Raw genomic sequence first — 19,345 nt, forward strand, 5'->3', positions numbered from 1 at the left:
GGCGGTTAGGATGTGATAAACATTAAATATTTTTTTTGTACTCGAAATTCAGCGTTACTGACGAGAGCCAAAATTAAAAAATGTTACTCTGAGTCCAAAATCAAAATTGAGTATGAACCTGGTTTAACCCGGTTACGACAGCTCTAATGACCTTGCCTGAACTTAGGTTTTCTACTTCAATTTGTTGCCCTTTCGCACCATCTTCTAAGGCGACTCCTTTCGTGCTGGCGCTAAATCCATTTTTGCTCGCAATCACTATGACTTCATTGCCTTTTTCGATTAAAGGTGGAGCCGATAAATTGGATGGGTTGACCACTTGCCCTGCACGTAAACGGCGAGAGGTTTCTAAGCCTATTGCTTGTCCTGGGCGAGTATAAAAATCGTCTTGTCGCGAGATGGTGCGCGTTTCCAGTTTAACGTGCTTGGCAGTCACAACTTCATTTCGACCGACCGTGGTTGTGGCAACCAAGACAGGCAGTGTCAGAGAAGATTTTATCGTGACGTTAATTCGCCAGGGTGAAGCGATGTCATCGCAACTTACTGAGCGCTTAAGGTTTCCAACTGGCAACGCTTGATTGTCGCGACCAGTGATGACCAGAGGCGATTCACACTCAGGTAGGTGATTCGCCGAGCCTGGTACCCACATGTCGAAATCCAGTTGGTATTCTCCCCACTGGTTAGAGTGAGCATTTTGGGCCACTTCTTGTTTGAAATGCTCTGCTACAACGGATTTTATCTCCTCAACGCTTAGGGTTCTGCCAGAGGTGTTGGCGAAAGTTTGTCCTGGTATTAGAGCAAGCAGAGTTAGCATTAATGTTGAGGAAGTAAGCACTTTCCCCTTGCTTTTAATGCTTTCCGTGAGCCGGAAGTTTGGCTTCCATCCTTGTTTGTAAATCATTGATATATATAACTATTTTTTATGGCACGCATCTTGTTTGTATGTTGGCGTATTCGAGCCAACTGTAAGGAAGATGCATGGCGATCACATTTGAAAATGCTTTAGGTGTACATCCAGAGGCACTTAATTTTCGCGTTCAGCGTACCAAAGTCCTTGCCAGTAACCTAGCAAATGTTGACACCCCTGGGTATTTGGCGAAAGACCTAAGTTTCACCACCGTAATGAACCAGGTGGCTGCAGGCGGTGTGAACAAACCAGTGCCTAAGTTTCAGGTTCAGGCCCAATACTCGGTGCCTTACCAGAACAGCAAAGATGGCAACACTGTAGAACTGGGTGTTGAACAAGCGAAATTCACGCAAAACAACATGGACTTTCAAACTAGCCTGACGTTTCTCAACATGAAATTTAATGGCTTAACGAAAGCGATTGAGGGACGTTAATTATGTCATTCACTGATATTTACTCGATCACTGGATCCGCGATGACGGCACAAACTGTGCGTCTTAACACGGTCGCCAGTAACTTAGCTAACGCGGACGCGGTGTCTGCAAATCCAGATGACGCTTATAAAGCGCTGAAGCCCGTATTCGCGACTGTGTACCAAAAAGCGCAGCTGACAACGGAAAACGGGGTTTATCCCAATGCTGAAGTTCGCATTGTTGACGTTGTAAAAAATGCGGGAGAAGCCGAGAAACGCTTTGAGCCAAACAACCCGTTGGCCAATGGTGAAGGTTATGTGTATTACCCAGATATCGATGTCGTGGCTGAAATGGCAGACATGATGTCAGCGACACGTAGCTTCGAAACCAATGTTGAAGTGTTATCAAATGTGAAAAGTATGCAGCAAGGTCTGCTTAGATTAGGGCAGGGCAGTTAATGAGTCTCGCACAATATACACCTTTATCGTCTGATGCTCCTGTGAGCACTAAAGCAAAAGAGAACAATGGCATTGCACCAAACCCTAAAGATATGAACAGTGCTTCTTCATTAGAGAACGAATTCATTTCTTTGATGGTGGCGCAGATCCAAAACCAAGATCCACTTAACCCACTTGATGGCACGGAATACGTTGGTCAGTTGGCTCAATTCTCTCAAGTTCAAAGTACCGAGAATATGTCCAAGACAATGCAACAGAGCATGATTCTCCTCGACAACATGCAAGTGCTATCGACAGCGGGGCTCGTCGGACAAACTGTTTACGTCAACTCCAAAGAATTTGAGCTTGGTGAAGGCGTACAGAACGGAAAAATCGAACTCGCTCATAGCTCAAACCAAGTGACGTTAGTTGTGAAAGATGAGTTTGGTCAATCTACTAAAGTGCCATTAGGTGCTCACGGCAAAGGTGACGTCGACTTTTCAATTAATCCTGAAGAACTTGGTCTTAAACCAGGCAAATACTCAGTGGCAGTAGAAGTGCAAGAAGGGCAAGCAAGTCCAAATGTGCTCATGGCTGGTACTGTTGAGCAAGTGCGTATTCCAAATACTGGCGGCGCAGCATTAGTCAATGTCCATGGCGTTGGCAACGTTCCTTTCTATCAAATCACTCAGTTTGGTGCTTAACCAAATAGGGAAATCAGAGGTCTTTTTATGAGTTTTAACATCGCACTAAGTGGTCTGGACGCGACCAACACAGAGCTAAACACAATCAGTCACAACATTGCCAACGCATCAACGTATGGTTTTAAAGGTGGCCGCACAGAATTCTCCGCAGTATACAACGGCATGCAACCTGGTGGTGTAGAAGTCGCGTCAATTTCACAGAACTTCGACAAAGACGGCAGTATCTCAGGAACTGGCCGTGCGATGGACTTGGCGATCAACGGTGGCGGATTCTTTGTCACTAAAGACAATATGGGTCAAACGCTATACACGCGTTCAGGTGTATTCGCGACAGATAAAGATAACTTTGTTACCGCTAACAGTGGCGCAAAACTGCAAGGTTACAGTGTGGATAGCAACAACAACCTGATGACAGGCTCTGTGGGCAATATCCAAGTATCTACGTCATCACTGAATGCAAAAGCGACAGACGGTCTTGATTTTGTTGCAAACTTTGATGCAAGTGCGTCTGCCATTGATAAAACGGTAACGCCGTTTAATCCGGACGATCCAAACTCATTCAATTCGTCTTACACCACAAAAGTCTATGACTCGCTGGGTAACTCGCACACGGTAACCCAGTATTTCACTAAGACCGCTTCTAACTCTTGGGAAGTGAATGTTCAAGTGGATGGTGGCGCAACACCAGTGACAACGGTACCAGTAACGTTTGACAAAGACGGTTCGCTTTCTTCACCGACGGCTCCGTTTAATGTTTCATTCCCTGCGGCAGGCGCAAACGCGATGAGTGTCGACATTAACTTGAAAGGCAGCACGCAGTTTGGTGCTAAATTCGGCGTAAGTACTAACAGCCCGAACGGTTACACATCCGGTGAGCTTGCAGGTGTACGCGTTGAAGGTAATGGCATGGTTTACGCGACCTACACTAACGGCCAATCACAGCTGCAAGGTCAAGTTGTACTTGCAGACTTCGCCAACACACAAGGTTTAGCAAAAGTGAGTGGTACGGCGTGGACTCAAAGCTTTAGCTCTGGTGCGCCAATCATGGGTGTCCCTGGTTCAGGTACGTTGGGTGATTTAACCCCAGGTGCGCTAGAAGGTTCTAACGTTGACCTAACCAGTGAGCTTGTGGCGCTTATGACCGCACAGCGTAACTACCAAGCAAACGCGAAAACCATCTCTACCAGCGACAAGCTAACTCAAGCTTTGTTTAACGCGGTGTAATGGGAGTTTTGCATGGATAGCTTGTTATTTACTGCAACGTCAGGTGCGAGTCGAGTTCTTAAGGCTCAGCACGTGCGTTCAAACAACTTATCAAACGCTGATACTGCTGGCTTTCGAGCGGATATGGAGCGCGTGCGCAGTGTAGAAATGCAAGGCCCAGGTTTTGATGGTCGCACTATGGTTGTGACCAACTCTGCCTCAACGCGCTTTGATTCTGGCGACATTATGAAAACGGGACGCCCGTTGGATGTCGCCATCATGGGTGAGGGTTATCTTGCTGTTGAAACCCCTGCGGGTAACGAAGCGTACACGCGAGCGGGCAATATCCAAGTCGACACTTTTGGTGCCATGACCATCAATGGTTTCCCTGTTCTTGGTGAAAATGGGCCTTTGGTTGTGCCTGATTATCAAAAGATTGAAATCAGCGAGCGTGGTCAAGTATCCGTGATTCCGCCAGGTGGTGGCGCAGAAATCGTCGCGGGAACGTTGAAGTTGGTTAAACCAGAAATGAACCAGCTTCAAAAAGAGAGTGACAGCCTACTGCACAGTGTAGATGGCGTGCCATTCGCTGCCGATGAAACCGTGCAACTTTCTCCTGAGCACATTGAGGGCAGTAACGTATCTGCCATTGATGAGTTGATTAGCGTGATGTCGTTAACGCGTAACTTCGAGATGCAAGTTCGCATGATGAAAACGGCCGAGACGTTGGCACAAGCTGGTAATAAATTAATGGCGGCGAGATAAGTCTCGCCCCGCAAGGAGTAATAAAAAATGCATTCAGCATTATGGGTAAGTAAAACAGGCATGGCAGCGCAGGACACGAAGATGACTGCCATTTCTAACAACCTAGCGAACGTAAATACAGTTGGCTTTAAGCGTGACCGAGTTGTATTCGAAGACCTTTTCTACAGCATTCAGCGTCAACCTGGTGCTCAAGTAGACCAAGTTAACGAGTTGCCAAGTGGTATTCAGCTAGGTAGCGGTGTTCGCGTAGTTGGCACGCAAAAAGTGTTTACGCAAGGTAACACTCAAAATACAACACAAGAGTTGGACCTTGCCGTTATGGGACAGGGTTTCTTTCAAATCGAAAACTCGGATGGACAGATCATGTACACACGTAATGGTCAGTTCCATGTTAACTCTGAAGGCTTGATGGTTAACAGCCAAGGCTTGCCGTTAGAGCCACAAATTCAGATCCCAGATAATGCCTCTTCATTCTCTGTTGGTGTTGATGGCACGGTAACAACAACGACGGCGGACGATCCTACGCCACAGCAGCTTGGTCAAATCACACTTGCAAAATTCATTAACCCAGCAGGCTTAGAGGCGGTGGGGGGTAACTTGTTCCGTGAAACGGAAGCCAGCGGCCCGGCAGATGAACTGATTGCTGGTGAAGATGGCGCAGGCCTCATCAAGCAAGGTGCATTGGAAGGTTCAAACGTACAAGTAGTGGAAGAGATGGTCGACATGATCACGACTCAACGTGCGTATGAGATGAATGCGAAAGTGGTCTCTGCTGCAGATGACATGCTGAAGTTTGTTTCGCAATCAATGTAAGTATGAAATTGGTGATGATGAAGGAAAAAGCAATGAAATGGCTTTCTAAGAGTTGGGCAGTAGCCGCCGTGTTGCTGGTGGGATGTGCCGGCCGTCAGGAATTTATTCCGCCTGAGCCAAATGCCGAGGAATATGCACCACCAACGCTCGATTACACGTTGCCGGAAACCCAATCTGGTAGCCTTTATCGTCACCAATACACGATGACCCTGTTTCAGGATCGTCGTGCTTACCGAGTTGGCGATGTGTTAACGGTTCAACTATCAGAAGAAACCTCATCGAGCAAAAAAGCGGGTACTAAGTTTGGCAAAAGCTCAGCGGTTAATTTCGCGGCGCCGACCATAGGAACGAAAACGTTCGATGAGTTAGGCGTTAGTGTCGATGGCAGCCGCAACTTTGATGGCAGTGCTTCAAGCTCACAGGGTAACAAGCTACAAGGTGCTATCACCGTAACGGTACACGAGGTGTTACCTAATGGTGTATTGCGTATCAGTGGCGAAAAATGGCTGCGCCTTAACCAGGGAGATGAGTTTATTCGTCTCACTGGCATTGTTCGTGTGGATGATATTAATCGCAGCAACCAAGTTTCTTCTCAACGAATTGCTGATGCACGAATTACCTACGCAGGTCGCGGAGCTCTGGCTGACAGCAACGCAGCCGGATGGCTAACTCAATTCTTCAACAGCCCATGGGTACCTTTCTAATGAAGACAATGCAATCTTTCTTTACGTCTTTCCTATTGGTGTTGACCTTGGGATTACCAACCACTTCACATGCTGAAGTGGAAATTCCGATCATGGACTTGGTCGATGTGCGCGGCATTCGAGAAAACCAATTGGTCGGTTATGGTTTGGTGGTTGGCTTAGCTGGCCAGGGTGACCGAAACCAAGTGAAATTTACTTCTCAATCTATCACCAACATGCTCCGTCAGTTTGGGGTTCAAATTGATGACAGTATGAACCCTAAGCTACGAAATGTGGCTTCTGTGAGCGTGACAGCAACCGTTGATCCAATGGCGGGCCCCGGACAAACTTTGGACGTGGTCGTGTCTTCAATTGGTGACGCGAAAAGCCTCCGTGGCGGTACGCTATTGTTGACGCCGTTACGCGGTATTGATGGTGAAGTGTATGCCATTGCACAAGGAAACGTCGTGGTGGGCGGTTTATCAGCAGAAGGGCGAAGTGGCTCCAAAGTCGAAGTTAATACGCCAACGGCAGGTCGCGTCCCGAATGGTGCGACGTTAGAGAGAGAAATCAAAACTGATTTCAACCAGCGTGATGAAGTCACCTTAAACCTGCGTAAACCAAGCTTCACGACGGCAAAAAATATCGCGCGTGAAATTAACAATACTTTTGGGCCTAACGTTGCTGTTGCGATCAATAAAGCGCGCATTGATATGCGTGCACCAAAAGATACCCAACAGCGCGTAGTGATGATGTCGATGCTTGAAGAAATGAGCGTCGTGGAAGGCCGCAAGCCAGCTCGAATTGTCTTTAACTCTCGCACGGGAACGGTCGTGATCGGTAAGAGTGTCAAAGTGAGTGAGGCAGCAGTGAGCCATGGCAACTTAACCGTGCGAATTTCTGAATCACAACAAGTCAGTCAGCCAAATGCGTTTGCAAATGGCGATACGAAAGTCGTTAACCAAACGGATCTTGATGTGAACGAAGATTTAGCTCAAATGGTGATTTGGCCTCCAGGCACGGAGCTCAACACTATTGTGACTGCGGTAAACAGCTTAGGTGCCACACCTACTGACTTAATGTCTATCCTGCAAGCACTGAGCGAAGCGGGTGCATTGAACGCTGAATTGGTCGTGATTTAAGGAGTTAAGGATGAAACTAGACAGTACCAATGAACAAACTCAACTGAATTCGATGCTGTATCACGACAACAGCGCACTTGCCAACATCAAGCAGAGTCGAGATCAAGAAGGCGCGCTTGAAGTAGTGGCGGGTCAATTTGAGGCGATGTTTTTACAAATGGTGCTGCGTCAAATGCGCAGCAGCAGCGATGTTCTAGCGGATAAAGACAGCCCGTTTGCGAGCCAACAGCAAGGTGTTTTCCGCGATATGTACGATGGGCAACTGGCAATGGAACTGGCGAAAAAGCAGAGCTCCGGCATTGCCAATATGCTCATCCAGCAACTTAGCCCCTCTATGCGCGAAGTCGCCTTTGATGCTGCGCGTAACATCTCATCTGCAAACGATGGTAAAGGTGCGAATTCTGAATCTATCTCACAGCTTGATGCTAACGAGATTGAGGGGAACTCAAGCTTATTTAATACCGCCTCTCAAGCTGTCGCCTCTGTAAAACAGGTGCTCGGTGATGCCGGTATGACTACCGCGTTTTCTCAGCCGTTGATCAGGAAAATGGAGCTGTAAATGAACCTAGTTAATATTGCCCTTTCAGGTTTAGGCGCGAACCGCGTGGCCTTAGACGTAACGGCACAAAACGTGGCGAACGTGAATACTGTGGGCTACAGTCGTCAACAAGCATTGATGGCATCAGTCGATGACGGAAAAGCTAACCGCTTAAGCCCTGGTTTAGGGGTAGAGGTCACCAGCATTCGCCGCGTTACAGACCAATTTCTGATTAAGCAAACGTGGTCAACTAACAGTATGGCGGCGTACGCTTCTGGTTACACCAGCAACATGAGCCAATTGGAAAATACGCTAGGGGCCGATGGCTTCAGTATTTCTGCTGGTTTGGACTCTCTAAACGCTGCGCTTAACGATGCTACGGTTAAGCCTGAGTCGATCCCTTACCGTCAACAAATCATCAACGAATCTGAAGCGTTGGCGCGCCGCTTTAATACGTTGACCGAGTCTTTGCACAACCAACATAAAGATATGAGCGACCAGCGTAATGCGGCACTCAACCACGCGAATAGCCTCATGGAAAACATCGCGAAGGTAAACAAGCAGCTGGTTGAAATGCAAGGAACAGGCGGCAACCCATCGCAACTTATGGATGAACGAGATAAATTGATCGGCGAGTTATCTCAAACCATCGAAATCAGAACAACAGAACAGCCTGACGGCAGTGTTCAGGTAACGTTGACCTCTGGTCAGCCACTTGTGATGGGCACGGACCATGGCAAACTCGCAGCCGTTCCAGATCCTAGTGACCCTTACGTAGCAGACTTACACGTAACATTCTCAAGCCAAAGTTTTGCGATTGGTGACTCTCTTGGTGGCAAATTAGGTGCGATTAACGATTATCAAACCGATGTATTAAAACCAAACCAATTGGCTTTGAATGACATGGCGAAAGCATTAGCGGATGAATACAACGCTGTGCTCGCTACTGGACAAGATTTAAATGGTAACCCAGGTAAACCATTGTTCAGTTACGACCCTGCCAACCCAGCGGCAAGTTTGGATATCACTGAGTTGACTCCAGGTGAGCTTGCGTTTTCAAGTGATGGTACGCCAGGTAATGCGGATGTATTGCAGTCGTTGATTAATTTAAGCAACAAGCCTGTTTCTGTGACTGGCTATGGCTCAGTGAGCTTGAATGACGCATTCAGTTCTATGGTGGGTCAAACCGCGATTAAAGCACGCCAAGCAGACGCTGATTACCAAGCTAAGTTAGCCATGAACAAGCAAGCACATGCGGCTCGTGACAATGTGAGTGCCGTTAACAGTGATGAAGAAGCGGCTAACTTAATGACGTTTGCTAATGCACACAATGCCAACATGAAAGTGATCAGCACAGCGAATCAGCTGTTCGATTCTGTATTGCAGTTATTCTAAAGGAAACCCAGATGCGAATCAGTGACAATCAATTTAGCCAAATGATGCTGCAAAGCCTGCAAGGTAACAATGCAGGTCTGGGGCACGTGCTACAACAAATGACGACAGGTGAGCGTCTAACTAAACTATCTGACGATCCAATGGCATCGATTAAGCTGCTTAATTTGGATCGTGAAAACAGCGCCATCTCCCAATATCAAAACAATATCGCAAACGTCAAAACCACGCTTTCGAGTCAAGAAACACATTTAGACTCAGTGAAAGAGAGCCTAATGAGCATGCGTGATATTGCATTATGGGGCGCGAATGGCTCACTGACTGATCAAGACCGTACCGGTATGATCACGGAGCTAAAGAGCTATCGTGATTCAATTGAGTCGTCTTTCAATGCTCAGGATGAAGAAGGACATTACCTATTTTCAGGCACCAAAACTGACACCCCTGCTATAAACAGTGCAAGCGGTAGTTATGTCATCGAGGGCAACAGCGATAAACGTGTCGTGACGATTGCGAAAGGCGTAACGATGGATTCCAACATGACGGCAAAGGACATTTTGGACCTTGGTGGCGGCAAAAACGTACTGGATCAAATTAATAATCTAATTACAGAATTTGAGAACCCGAGTCCGAATTTCCAAGCTGAAGTGGACGCAAGCCTGAGTGCCATTGATGATACGTTGGCAAGCGTACTTGGCACGATGACGGAGATTGGTGGCCGACACAATAACCTAGATTTGGTTGGCGGTGCTCATGGTGAGAATAAACTGTTCGTCGATAAAGTATCAGGTGACCTCTCAGCTCTGGATTACGGTGAAGCATCGGTACGCTTGAGCAATTACATGGCGGCTTTGCAAGCAACGCAAGCGAGCTATGTAAAGATCAATGATCTATCGTTGTTTGACCGTCTATAAGGTTAGGAAGTTCTTTTATGGTAATGAGTACAGTAGAGGTTAGACCCCATAGCATACGCTTGGGTGGGCAAGAACAAGCCTCTATCATGCCGACCCGTTCTGCAGACTCAAGTGCTGCAATTAAACCGCGCCCGGCGCAAGTTCAGGCTGACACTGCGTCAGCCTACTCTGTCTCTGGGATTCAACTGACCCAGGGTCAGCAGCAAGCGACGGCAGTGCAGATCGCATCGAAATCGTTGCAGGTGATTGGCAAAGAGCTGACTCAAATTAAACGTGGTTTGACGCAAGCGGTGAATCAAGGCGTGCAAAATGTACCTGGCTTGCAGGATACATTGGTTCGTTCTAAAGCCACCATTCAGAACGTTGTGGAGCATGCTCGTTTCGACGGCCAGAAAGTGCTCAACAACGAACTGCATTTAAAGCTAGATAAAGCAGACATTCGTCGCTTTTCCATTCCTGGCTTGAACGTGCATCGCTTAAGTGACAAGGCTGAGCAAATTCGTTTGGATTTCCCTCAGGGTCAAGCGGTAATGATTCAGTTCGATGGACAAGCCGATGGTGCTCGAACTGTCAAAATGCTTGACCGAAGCTTGATTGCTTTAGGGATGCGTGCCTCATTAGCTGACGATGGCAGCATTTTATTTGAAGCCAGAGACAACGCTTATCAGCAAATGCAGCAGAAAGTGATGGTCACGGGCGAAGGGCACCGTTTTCCTGCGGGCCAGCCGAACGTTCTAAATCTAAAGTCAGAGCCAGATGGTATTGCAGAACTTGGGTTTGATTTGGCGTCACGCGATGGTATGAAACAGACGATTGCCAAAGTGAACCAGCACCTAAGACAAGTGCAAACGAGCTTGCAGGAAGCGAAAGCATTTCATGGAGAGTTGAATACTCAAATGCGCTCAATTCAAAATAAAACCGCGCAGCTTTCTGTGGATGATGTGAATGCAAAACTGGATGGTTTTGTGCAGAAGTCTGGTGAGTTTACCTCGACTTTTCAAGCGTTGAATGCACAAGCAAACGTGCGTCGTCATACGGTTGTTGCGTTGCTAAAATAACGAACACTCCAATGATTCCCGGCTTTGCATCGCTATCGCCCCCCAATAACGAGAACGGTGCATTGTCGGGAATCTCTCTTTAATTCGTTTATGGTTCGAGTGCTTTTGCCACCGAGCGATTCAATTTCTGGAATAACCACCCAAGCGCGATTAAAGATGCTCCTAAACCTAAGAAGCTGATTGCTCTCCAGAACCCATCCAGAGAACTAACATCCCATAAGAATACTTTGAGTGCGACAAAAGCTAAAACCACTAGACCCACGCGCTGCATCATCAACCCTCTGTGTGTCACACCGCGCCAAGTAAGCAATCCACCCACGAGCAAACCTGCTACTGAATAACTGAACAGTTCTGCCATGCTGGTCGGTTGGTACAACATCATGGATGTGGTTTGCCAGAATTGACGGATAGACATACCTAACCAAATAGCAGCAAGTGCAAAGCCTAGGCTAGCAACCGCAAATCGATGAACCTGTAACGTATTCCAGCCTCTAAAGGTTGCGATAAGTAGAATGCAAGCTGGCAGCAACCAGCCGACGCTTAGCATATTAATGACGGGAAGAGCTTGGGCTGAGACGTTGTCAGTCACCAATGGCGACTCTGCCGTATTAAGCAAAATTATCAGCAATGCGAAGGCACACCAAAGCAGGTAGCTGTAGGCTTCATAGATGCGGCTTAAGCGTTGTGCAAATTGGCTACGGTAGCTGTACACCAAACCCATAACCAACGCTTGGTTAGCAAAAACGATGGCGCTTGTGAAATCAAGGTGTCCTAAATAGCCGTACTGCCCAGTTAACCAGTAGTTGGTTTGGGTGAATAGCGCCATTAAGAATACATGCAAAAATGCGCCTTCAAACCAGTTGGTCAGTTCGAGGTCCACTTGCTTTAGCGTTGCTCGAGCATAGAGCAGGATGATGAGAGACGGTAGGTAACTCACAATAACCCAAGCCCAATGTCCTGCTTCTACGGGTTGCCATTCAGGGATGAAGGGTAAAAGAGTGAGGCGGATGACCAGTATCCCCATCGCGACTTTAATCGCCCAACTTGCGGGGCGAAATACCCCTGATTGAGTCTGTAACGCCATTACGGCAACTTGTATCGAGATGGCTGTCGTCAACCAGGTATCGCTTAACCAAACAAAGGCGACGCCTACAATTAAAGCGTGCATGACGGCTGAACATTCCAATGCTAGCGAATGCAAGCGTTGACCAAGTACAACGTAATAAACGGTCACCAATGCGCAAAATGCAGTCCAGTGCCACAGGTAGCCTTGCATAAATTCGTCGATATAAAACAACGTAATCAAACTCATTGCTGGAGCCAGTACCAACAGAAGTACGCCGCTAAGTTGCGATCGGTCACTGAGTGACTGGCAATAAGTTCGACAGCAGATCAGTGCAATACTGGTGGCCAATGCGAGTAAGATACTGGCACCATGTTCTGGCATATACAAAGAGTCAAACGCGACAGTGAGGATAACAAGTGCGGTCGCAGAGACCAATATGGAAGGCAAAAATACGCGCAATGACCAACCTGTGCGAACCGCTGGGAGCCATACTGTCGCAACGAGCAGCGCATAACAGTACACCATGTGCAGTGTGTCCAATTCTGGCATTCTAGTGACAGCCGAAAAGGTCAATAACGCAATCGCGAGAGAGGTAGCGGTCGGCGGATTTGTCCACTTATTCTGGCAGTGATGAGAACGAGGATTGAGTGTCCAACCCAGTCTTGGAACGGCGAAAATAAGATAGAGCGTAATTGAGAGATAAATAGCCAGCCAAGAAAAAAGCGTCTCAAGCGGCATGCTTTCAATGAGCAACAGCATCCAAACAACATGTGGAAGCGCGATGCTTGGAGAAATCCATGCACTACGCACTTTTTGCATTAGCAATGTTGCCGCGACCGAGATCGCGCTGATATACCCAGCTAATAAGAAGTAATTAGGCTCGCTTCCACCAATCCATAACGGTGCGGTATATCCACCAATCAGACCAAGCACCGCCATCAACGGCCCTTGCTGTAAAGATAGAGCCAAGCTACAAAATGCAGCAGCGGCTAAGATGATAAGCGAGACACTAGGCGTCAGCATTTGATAAACAACAAACGCAAAGATAACCGTGCAGTAAATACCAGTTAGCCCGGTTCCGGTAACGGCGGCAGGCACATAAGTAAAGCCTTGGGCTCGTGTTGCTCGTTGAGGATTTTGTTGTTCTTTGCGGTGGAACCATTCTCCAACAAGCACCATAAGTAACGAGAGTACAAACGCAAAGGACACACGCATAAATGGCGAAAATTCAATGTGACTACCAATAACCTGTACGAGATACCCCCCACCAATTAGCATTGCCAGCGCGCCCACCCAAACCAACCAGTTTTCTTGAATGTTGCTAAACAGGCTCTGCACTCTACTTGGCAATATAGACTCTTGTTCTTGACTAAAAACGTCCAGTTGAACTTCGCTTGCCTGGTATTGAGCTTGATGTGTCGTGTTTGGATAAGATGCTCGGTCGGTAATCGGGTCATGCTCCTTAGAGGATGAGGAGTTTGCCTCTTTTGTTACCTCTTCAACGCTGGATTGTTGACGCGTTGGTTGGTTCGAGTCCTTATTTAGACTGACTCGCAGTGATGTTACCTCTTCACGAAGTTTGGTTAGCTCTTTTTCTAAAAGTGCTGCTCGGTTGGCGGCTTTCACTCCGATGAGGATGGCGAGCAACGCCATGAACAGTGCTAGTATTACGTACAATCCATTTCTCCCTGCGTACGTCGCGTGACACACGATTCTTAACTTTGAGCACGTACGCTAAAGCTTAGTCCAAGCGCTTTGCCTTAGCTTCATATAGTGCTAGGTTCCGCGCTTTCTTTAAGAATCATTCTACATAATGAAACTCAATGCGTAATGATGAATTCGACAAAGCGACATACTTGTGTGTCACTTTAAGATCTGATGAACAGAAATGAGTCGTTAAGTCATTGGGGGTCAACTATATTCATAATTCTGATGCGATACCCAAGTGACCTCAAAAATGTGCATTTCAGAGGCATGCTGTCGAAGAGTCGAAGGTAAGCCGTTTAGTCTGCATGCCAAGTCATGCTTATTGAACCGCACGCCCGAGGTTATTTGGGTATAGCGCATTCACGCGAAAAAAGACAAAACAGGTAATGATTAATGCAAGTGGGTAATGAAGCGCTGGTTCTATCAGCGGTTGGGGTCATTGGTTTAGGTTGTCAGTGGTTGGCATGGCGATTGCGCTTACCAGCGATTTTATTTTTGCTGCTAGCTGGGTTGATTGTCGGGCCATTTATGCAGTGGTTAAATCCAGATGAGATTTTAGGGAATTTGCTCTTTCCGTTGGTTTCATTGGCGGTTGCGGTGATTCTTTTCGAAGGCAGCTTGACCCTAAATTTTAAAGAAATTCGCGGTGTGAGTGGCTCAGTCTGGAGTATCGTTTCCATCGGGGCCATCATTTCGTGGGCAGCAACCAGTATTGCGACGCACTATTTCCTCGGTTTTACTTGGGAGCTCGCCATGTTGTTCGGCAGCTTAACCGTGGTAACAGGTCCGACGGTGATCGTGCCACTTCTTCGGACGGTAAGGCCTAACAGTACGCTTGCTAATATTTTGCGTTGGGAGGGGATCTTGATTGATCCACTCGGTGCGCTTTTTGTTGTGATGGTTTATGAGTTCATCGTATCGCACAGCGCGATAAATAGCGTCGAAGTGTTCGGGACGCTCATTGCCGTGGGCGTCATTCTTGGTGCGGCCTCCGGCGCAGCAGTCGCAACGATTATGCGCCGTGCGTGGCTACCGGAATACTTGCAGCCATTTGCGGTTTTGATGATCGTGCTCGGCGTATTTTCCGTCTCCAACCATATTGAGTCTGAAGCCGGATTACTCACGGTTACTGTAATGGGTATGTGGCTTGCCAACGCAAAGGGCATCAATATTCAACAAATTCTACACTTTAAAGAGCACTTGACCATATTGCTGATCACCGGCCTATTTATTTTCCTTGCTGCACGCATTAGCTTGGATGATTTTGCTGCGCTGGGTAGTGGCGCGTTATTGCTGTTTGTATTTATGCAGTTGGTGTCGCGCCCGTTGTCGATTTTCCTCTCAACCATCCGCAGTAACTTGAGACTTAAAGATAAACTGTTTCTGTCTTGGGTTGCACCGCGCGGTATTGTCGCTGCCTCTATTTCGTCTCTTTTCGCGATCAAATTGACCGAATACGGTATTGATGAAGCGATTTTACTGGTACCTATGACCTTCATGGTGATCATCGGAACGGTTGTTTTACAAAGTGCAACGGCACGTCCTGTCGCATTGATGTTGGGCGTCGCGGAGCCAGCGCCACGCGGCTTCTTGTTGATTGGTGCTAACCGAGTAGCCAGAGAAATTGGTCAAGCGTTGGCACGCTATGACCGCCGTATATTGATGACCGATTCTAACTGGGAGTACATCAGTCAAGTTCGTATGTTGGGGCTGGATTACTACTACGGGAATCCGATTTCTAGTCACGCAGATGACAATTTGAACCTGATAGGGGTGGGACAAGTCGTTGCATTAACGCCTGACCAGCATTTCAACATTATGGCTTGCATGCAATTTGTCGACGAGTTTGGTGAAGATAAAGTTCACTGCTTGCAAAAAGTGAAAACCAACGGCAATGGTAGCGAGAAGCACTCCGTGGCTCAGGAGTACCACGGTAAATTGCTGATGGGCGGTAACGTAAGCTATACCCAACTGGCCAGTTTGTTGAGCCGCGGTGCAGAGATAAAACACACGAAATTGAGCGACAACTTTACGTATCAAGACTATTTAGCGCATCACAAAGGGAACTCGGTAGTGCCGTTGTTCCACGTTGAAGAAAAAGGGAAAATTCAATTCTGTGATGATCCTGAGCAGTTTGCTCCAACCACCACAAGCACCGTTGTGTCTCTGATTCTGTCAGAAAGCGCAAAGTAAATTAGAGAAGTATGCGGCCCATTTTTATCGTGGTGTCTCGCACGCTGATTACTTCAACTTGGAGAAACACTCGCCTGCTTGTTTAAAACAGAAGGCGAGTTTCTCTTTCTATAATGTCAGAGTAAGTCGTGATTCATTACTGGTTTCGGAAAAGTAATCTCGTGAATTCAGAAAATTCGCATTGACGTTACTGATAAGGATCGCAATACTGCGCGACTGTTTTACTTTAGGGTGACATTATGGCTCCGCAAACTAACCGAAAAGATTTACATCTAGACGCTGTTTTACATCATGACATGAGCATGAAGCATAAAACGGCGGGCTTTGAGTCTGTCGAGTTTGAACACTGCGCGCTGCCAGAATGTGACTTTCAGGCGATCGACCTATCGACAGAGTTTCTTGGCCACCGACTGGCGCTGCCGTTTTTGATTAGCTCAATGACAGGTGGAGCGAAAGACGCTGAAGTGATCAATTGTCGTTTGGCTGAAGCTGCCAGTGAATTAGGCATTGCGATGGGCGTGGGTTCGCAGCGTATTAGCTTAGAAGATCGCCAACACGCAGGTCTAGGCAAAACCATTCGTGATTTAGCCAAAGATGTGCCGCTTTATTCTAACCTTGGAGCCGCTCAATTGCGCGACAAAGGTAAACTTGATAATGCGCAGCGTGCGGTTGAATCCATTCAAGCGGATGCGTTGTTTGTACACGTAAACCCAATGCAGGAAGCGTTTCAGAAAAATGGCGACCATAATTGGATTGGGGTCTTACACGCTATCGAGCAGCTTAAATCTCGCGTGAATGTTCCGATCATTATTAAAGAAGTCGGTTTTGGTATTAGTGGTCACGTTGCGCAGCGATTGGTTGACGCCGGTGTGGATGCCATTGACGTAGCGGGCGCGGGTGGCACAAGTTGGAGCGCGGTTGAAGGCTATTGCCAAGATAACCCGAAAATGCAGCGTGCAGCCGAACTTTTCCGCGATTGGGGCATCCCAACGGCAAAATGTTTGACTCAAATACGAGCACAGTATCCTACATTACCTTTGATCGCCTCAGGTGGTGTGCATAACGGACTTGAAGCGGCGAAAGCCATACATTTGGGCGCCAATCTCGTTGGGCAAGCGGGCGCAGTTTTGAAAGCGGCTACCATAAGCACTCAAGCGGTGGTCGAGCACTTTGAGCAAATGGCGTTAGAGTTACGTTTAGCATGTTTTGGCACGGGGTCTTCTAAGATCAGCGCATTAACGCAAGCGCGCTGCCTATAGGTGTTTATGGTGTCATTTACGCAGCTTGGCTCAATAATTTTTCGGTGTCTTAACACGTAGACTGATAATTTCGTTATAGTTGATACAAAAGTCACTTCAACAAGTGACTGCTTAGTTCAGACAGTTGAATGGGCATTTGTTGAAGCGATTGAGTTTTATTTTAATATTGTTTGCAACTGGAACCTTAAATTTATGAAAAAACTAGTCATGCTGATGTTGGCGGCTTCTGCTTTAACCGCTTGTAGTGATGAAGTGGGCACTGAAGGCTGGTGTAACGACATGCGCGATAAGCCAAAAACAGAATGGACAGCAGACAACGCAGTAGACTTTGCGAAGCACTGTGTTCTTCAAGATGGTGTGGGCAGCGAGCAATGGTGTGAGAACTTGAAAGATAAGCCAAAAGGTGACTGGAGTGCAAACGAAGCCACCAGCTTTACTAAGCACTGCATTTTCTAAGCACTACACTTTCTCAACACGGCGTCTCTCATTAAGAGCGATGACTGTGTTAGACAAAATATTAAGAAAACACCAAGCGTCTTGCTTGGTGTTTTTGTATCGACAATAGCTTGAGCTCTCACGTGCTGAGCACACCTATCTTTCCTCTGAGTAGAGTGTTTTACATTTTCGTTTCATTTTTGAAAACCTGTATTACCTGCCTTTAATTTTTCGCATTGCAGTGGCATGGTGTCGGTGTATTCGTCTAATTCAATTAGATTCATAACAAAAAGGGACTCAAATGGAAGTACTCAAAGGCTCATGTCTGTGTGGTAAGGTGAAATTGGAAGTGGCAGATGAATTCAAGTACATGGGAAATTGCCATTGCTCGGAATGTCGAAAATTTACTGGCTCTGACTATTCATCGGCGGGCGGTATTGCTCTAGATAAGTTGCTCATTATCCAAGGAAAAGAGGATATTCAAACTTATCAGAAAAGCGAAAATACCATGTTATGTTTTTGTCGCCATTGTGGATCGAGCCTGTATTCGAAAAAGAACAATGGGATTGTCAATATTCGCCTAGGTGTCTTGGATGATACTCCATCCCACAAGCCAGATTTCCATATTTTTGTCGCGTCCAAAGCGCCGTGGCTTGAGATATCGGATAACCTGACTCAGTTTGAGGCCGGGCCCAAATAGAGTAGTAGCGGAAGAGAATTATTTAGTAACAGAGGGCGTTGCAATAAGTCTGCAACGCCCTCTGCACTTTTATTTTTGAAATTAGAACAGAGATGATTATTTGGCGTCTTGCAGTTCTTCTAAGCCACCTGCATTGTGCAGATTCGTGAACCCTTGAGATTGCAAATATTGATACGCTTTACCAGAGCGGTTACCACTGCGGCAGTACAATACGATCGCTTGATCTTTATCGACGTCTTGGAAATGTTTATCAAGCTCAGATAGAGGGAAATTGACCGCATTGTCTACATGCCCCTCAGAGAACTCTTGCGGCGTGCGCACATCGACAATCATTGCGCCTTTCTCAATCAGTTGCCACCCTTGCTCAGCACGCTCAGAAGCCGCAACGCTGAAAGAAAGCAAACTAACGCACAATGTTACAAGAAACAGAGATACGACCTTTTTCATTGTTTGATTATCCTTTTTAAGAGTATGTAACCACTCTAGATTTGATTGAACACATTTTCCATCATAAAGAGGTTTTAAGTGGTCGTGAATGTCAAAATTTTCGATAGAAGATTTTATTCAATTCAATAAAAAATTTTTATGAAATCCACCTCTTGAACTCCAATTTTTCGACCTTATTATTCTCATCGAAAGCGAGCGGTCGACTCGCAAATCCATCTTGATGTTTATTCTGTCTTTTATTTTTGGTTCCAAGTAGGAGGCACTTAAAAATGAAAATTCGTCCTTTAAATGACAAGCTAATTGTTGAAAGACAAGAGGTGGAAAATAAATCTGAAGGGGGAATCGTTTTAACTTCTCAGTCGGTGAAAAAATCAAACCGCGGGAAAGTCATTGCTGTTGGTTTAGGTAAACGCCTTGAAAATGGCGAACGCGCTGCGATGGAAGTCAAAGTGGGCGACCAAATCATTTTCAATGACGGTTACGGGATGAAAACCGAGAAAATTGACGGCGCAGAATACTTGATTCTGTCCGAATCTGATGTGTTAGCAATCGTTGAGTAATTATTTTTGTAG

The 19,345-nt window shown here is 46.7% G+C and carries 20 protein-coding genes; 17 read left to right on the forward strand and 3 right to left on the reverse strand.

The window, feature by feature from the left end:
* Positions 1 to 100: 100 nt before the first annotated feature.
* Positions 101 to 898, reverse strand: a complete 798-nt coding sequence (gene flgA, locus CBX98_RS07360) for a flagellar basal body P-ring formation chaperone FlgA (protein WP_006741306.1) — start codon at positions 896 to 898, stop codon at positions 101 to 103.
* 77 nt (positions 899 to 975) lie between these two features.
* On the opposite strand from flgA, the gene flgB reads away from it, so the two are divergent.
* From flgB to CBX98_RS07420, 12 genes are read left to right on the forward strand one after another with little or no spacing between them, the layout of a single operon-like run.
* Complete coding sequence (flgB, locus tag CBX98_RS07365) at positions 976 to 1,338, forward strand: flagellar basal body rod protein FlgB (RefSeq protein ID WP_005395306.1); 363 nt, start codon at positions 976 to 978, stop codon at positions 1,336 to 1,338.
* Positions 1,339 to 1,340: 2 nt separating this feature from the next.
* The gene (gene flgC / locus CBX98_RS07370) at positions 1,341 to 1,775 is read left to right on the forward strand and encodes a flagellar basal body rod protein FlgC (RefSeq protein WP_005395305.1); all 435 of its coding nucleotides are present in this window, start codon (positions 1,341 to 1,343) and stop codon (positions 1,773 to 1,775) included.
* A complete protein-coding gene (flgD, locus tag CBX98_RS07375) occupies positions 1,775 to 2,458 on the forward strand; it encodes a flagellar hook assembly protein FlgD (RefSeq protein ID WP_005395303.1) in 684 nt (227 codons plus the stop codon). Before flgC ends, flgD begins: the two co-directional genes overlap by 1 nt.
* A gap of 27 nt (positions 2,459 to 2,485) precedes the next feature.
* Positions 2,486 to 3,682, forward strand: a complete 1,197-nt coding sequence (gene flgE, locus CBX98_RS07380) for a flagellar hook protein FlgE (protein ID WP_046873843.1) — start codon at positions 2,486 to 2,488, stop codon at positions 3,680 to 3,682.
* Between the two features lie 12 nt (positions 3,683 to 3,694).
* Positions 3,695 to 4,426, forward strand: coding sequence for a flagellar basal-body rod protein FlgF (flgF, locus tag CBX98_RS07385; RefSeq protein ID WP_006741308.1), 732 nt, complete (start codon positions 3,695 to 3,697; stop codon positions 4,424 to 4,426).
* Between the two features lie 27 nt (positions 4,427 to 4,453).
* Entirely contained in the window at positions 4,454 to 5,239 is a 786-nt protein-coding gene (gene flgG / locus CBX98_RS07390; protein ID WP_005395297.1) for a flagellar basal-body rod protein FlgG, read from the forward strand.
* 32 nt (positions 5,240 to 5,271) lie between these two features.
* A complete protein-coding gene (flgH, locus tag CBX98_RS07395; protein ID WP_005395295.1) occupies positions 5,272 to 5,943 on the forward strand; it encodes a flagellar basal body L-ring protein FlgH in 672 nt (223 codons plus the stop codon).
* Entirely contained in the window at positions 5,943 to 7,064 is a 1,122-nt protein-coding gene (locus tag CBX98_RS07400; RefSeq protein WP_031780462.1) for a flagellar basal body P-ring protein FlgI, read from the forward strand. The genes flgH and CBX98_RS07400 overlap by 1 nt, the downstream gene beginning before the upstream one ends.
* A 10-nt stretch (positions 7,065 to 7,074) precedes the next feature.
* On the forward strand, positions 7,075 to 7,623 hold the full coding sequence (locus tag CBX98_RS07405) for a rod-binding protein (protein ID WP_109168872.1): 549 nt from the start codon (positions 7,075 to 7,077) through the stop codon (positions 7,621 to 7,623).
* Positions 7,624 to 8,997, forward strand: coding sequence for a flagellar hook-associated protein FlgK (flgK, locus tag CBX98_RS07410; RefSeq protein WP_005395291.1), 1,374 nt, complete (start codon positions 7,624 to 7,626; stop codon positions 8,995 to 8,997).
* An 11-nt stretch (positions 8,998 to 9,008) separates the two neighbouring features.
* On the forward strand, positions 9,009 to 9,908 hold the full coding sequence (flgL, locus tag CBX98_RS07415; RefSeq protein WP_109168873.1) for a flagellar hook-associated protein FlgL: 900 nt from the start codon (positions 9,009 to 9,011) through the stop codon (positions 9,906 to 9,908).
* 17 nt (positions 9,909 to 9,925) lie between these two features.
* The gene (locus CBX98_RS07420) at positions 9,926 to 10,966 is read left to right on the forward strand and encodes a hypothetical protein (protein WP_031780461.1); all 1,041 of its coding nucleotides are present in this window, start codon (positions 9,926 to 9,928) and stop codon (positions 10,964 to 10,966) included.
* A gap of 88 nt (positions 10,967 to 11,054) precedes the next feature.
* On the opposite strand, the gene CBX98_RS07425 is transcribed toward CBX98_RS07420, so the two are convergent.
* Positions 11,055 to 13,709: a DUF2339 domain-containing protein gene (locus CBX98_RS07425; RefSeq protein WP_109168874.1), complete on the reverse strand. Its 2,655-nt coding sequence runs from the start codon at positions 13,707 to 13,709 to the stop codon at positions 11,055 to 11,057.
* A gap of 423 nt (positions 13,710 to 14,132) precedes the next feature.
* On the opposite strand from CBX98_RS07425, the gene CBX98_RS07430 reads away from it, so the two are divergent.
* The 4 genes from CBX98_RS07430 to CBX98_RS07445 all read left to right on the forward strand — a co-directional run bounded on the left by CBX98_RS07430 (position 14,133) and on the right by CBX98_RS07445 (position 18,326).
* On the forward strand, positions 14,133 to 15,932 hold the full coding sequence (locus tag CBX98_RS07430; protein WP_005395287.1) for a sodium:proton antiporter: 1,800 nt from the start codon (positions 14,133 to 14,135) through the stop codon (positions 15,930 to 15,932).
* Between the two features lie 239 nt (positions 15,933 to 16,171).
* A complete protein-coding gene (fni, locus tag CBX98_RS07435; protein WP_109168875.1) occupies positions 16,172 to 17,191 on the forward strand; it encodes a type 2 isopentenyl-diphosphate Delta-isomerase in 1,020 nt (339 codons plus the stop codon).
* A gap of 192 nt (positions 17,192 to 17,383) precedes the next feature.
* Positions 17,384 to 17,647: a DUF3012 domain-containing protein gene (locus CBX98_RS07440; protein ID WP_005395285.1), complete on the forward strand. Its 264-nt coding sequence runs from the start codon at positions 17,384 to 17,386 to the stop codon at positions 17,645 to 17,647.
* 280 nt (positions 17,648 to 17,927) lie between these two features.
* Entirely contained in the window at positions 17,928 to 18,326 is a 399-nt protein-coding gene (locus tag CBX98_RS07445) for a GFA family protein (protein ID WP_109168876.1), read from the forward strand.
* A 96-nt stretch (positions 18,327 to 18,422) separates the two neighbouring features.
* Here the strand turns inward: CBX98_RS07445 and CBX98_RS07450 are convergent, their stop codons facing one another.
* On the reverse strand, positions 18,423 to 18,773 hold the full coding sequence (locus CBX98_RS07450) for a rhodanese-like domain-containing protein (protein WP_109168877.1): 351 nt from the start codon (positions 18,771 to 18,773) through the stop codon (positions 18,423 to 18,425).
* Between the two features lie 269 nt (positions 18,774 to 19,042).
* On the opposite strand from CBX98_RS07450, the gene CBX98_RS07455 reads away from it, so the two are divergent.
* Positions 19,043 to 19,333 carry a co-chaperone GroES gene (locus tag CBX98_RS07455; protein WP_109168878.1) on the forward strand — a complete coding sequence of 97 codons (291 nt, stop codon included), beginning with the start codon at positions 19,043 to 19,045 and terminating at the stop codon, positions 19,331 to 19,333.
* Positions 19,334 to 19,345: the final 12 nt, after the last annotated feature.

This window comes from Vibrio sp. T9 (assembly GCF_003123985.1).
In the GTDB taxonomy this organism is placed as follows: domain Bacteria; phylum Pseudomonadota; class Gammaproteobacteria; order Enterobacterales; family Vibrionaceae; genus Vibrio; species Vibrio diabolicus.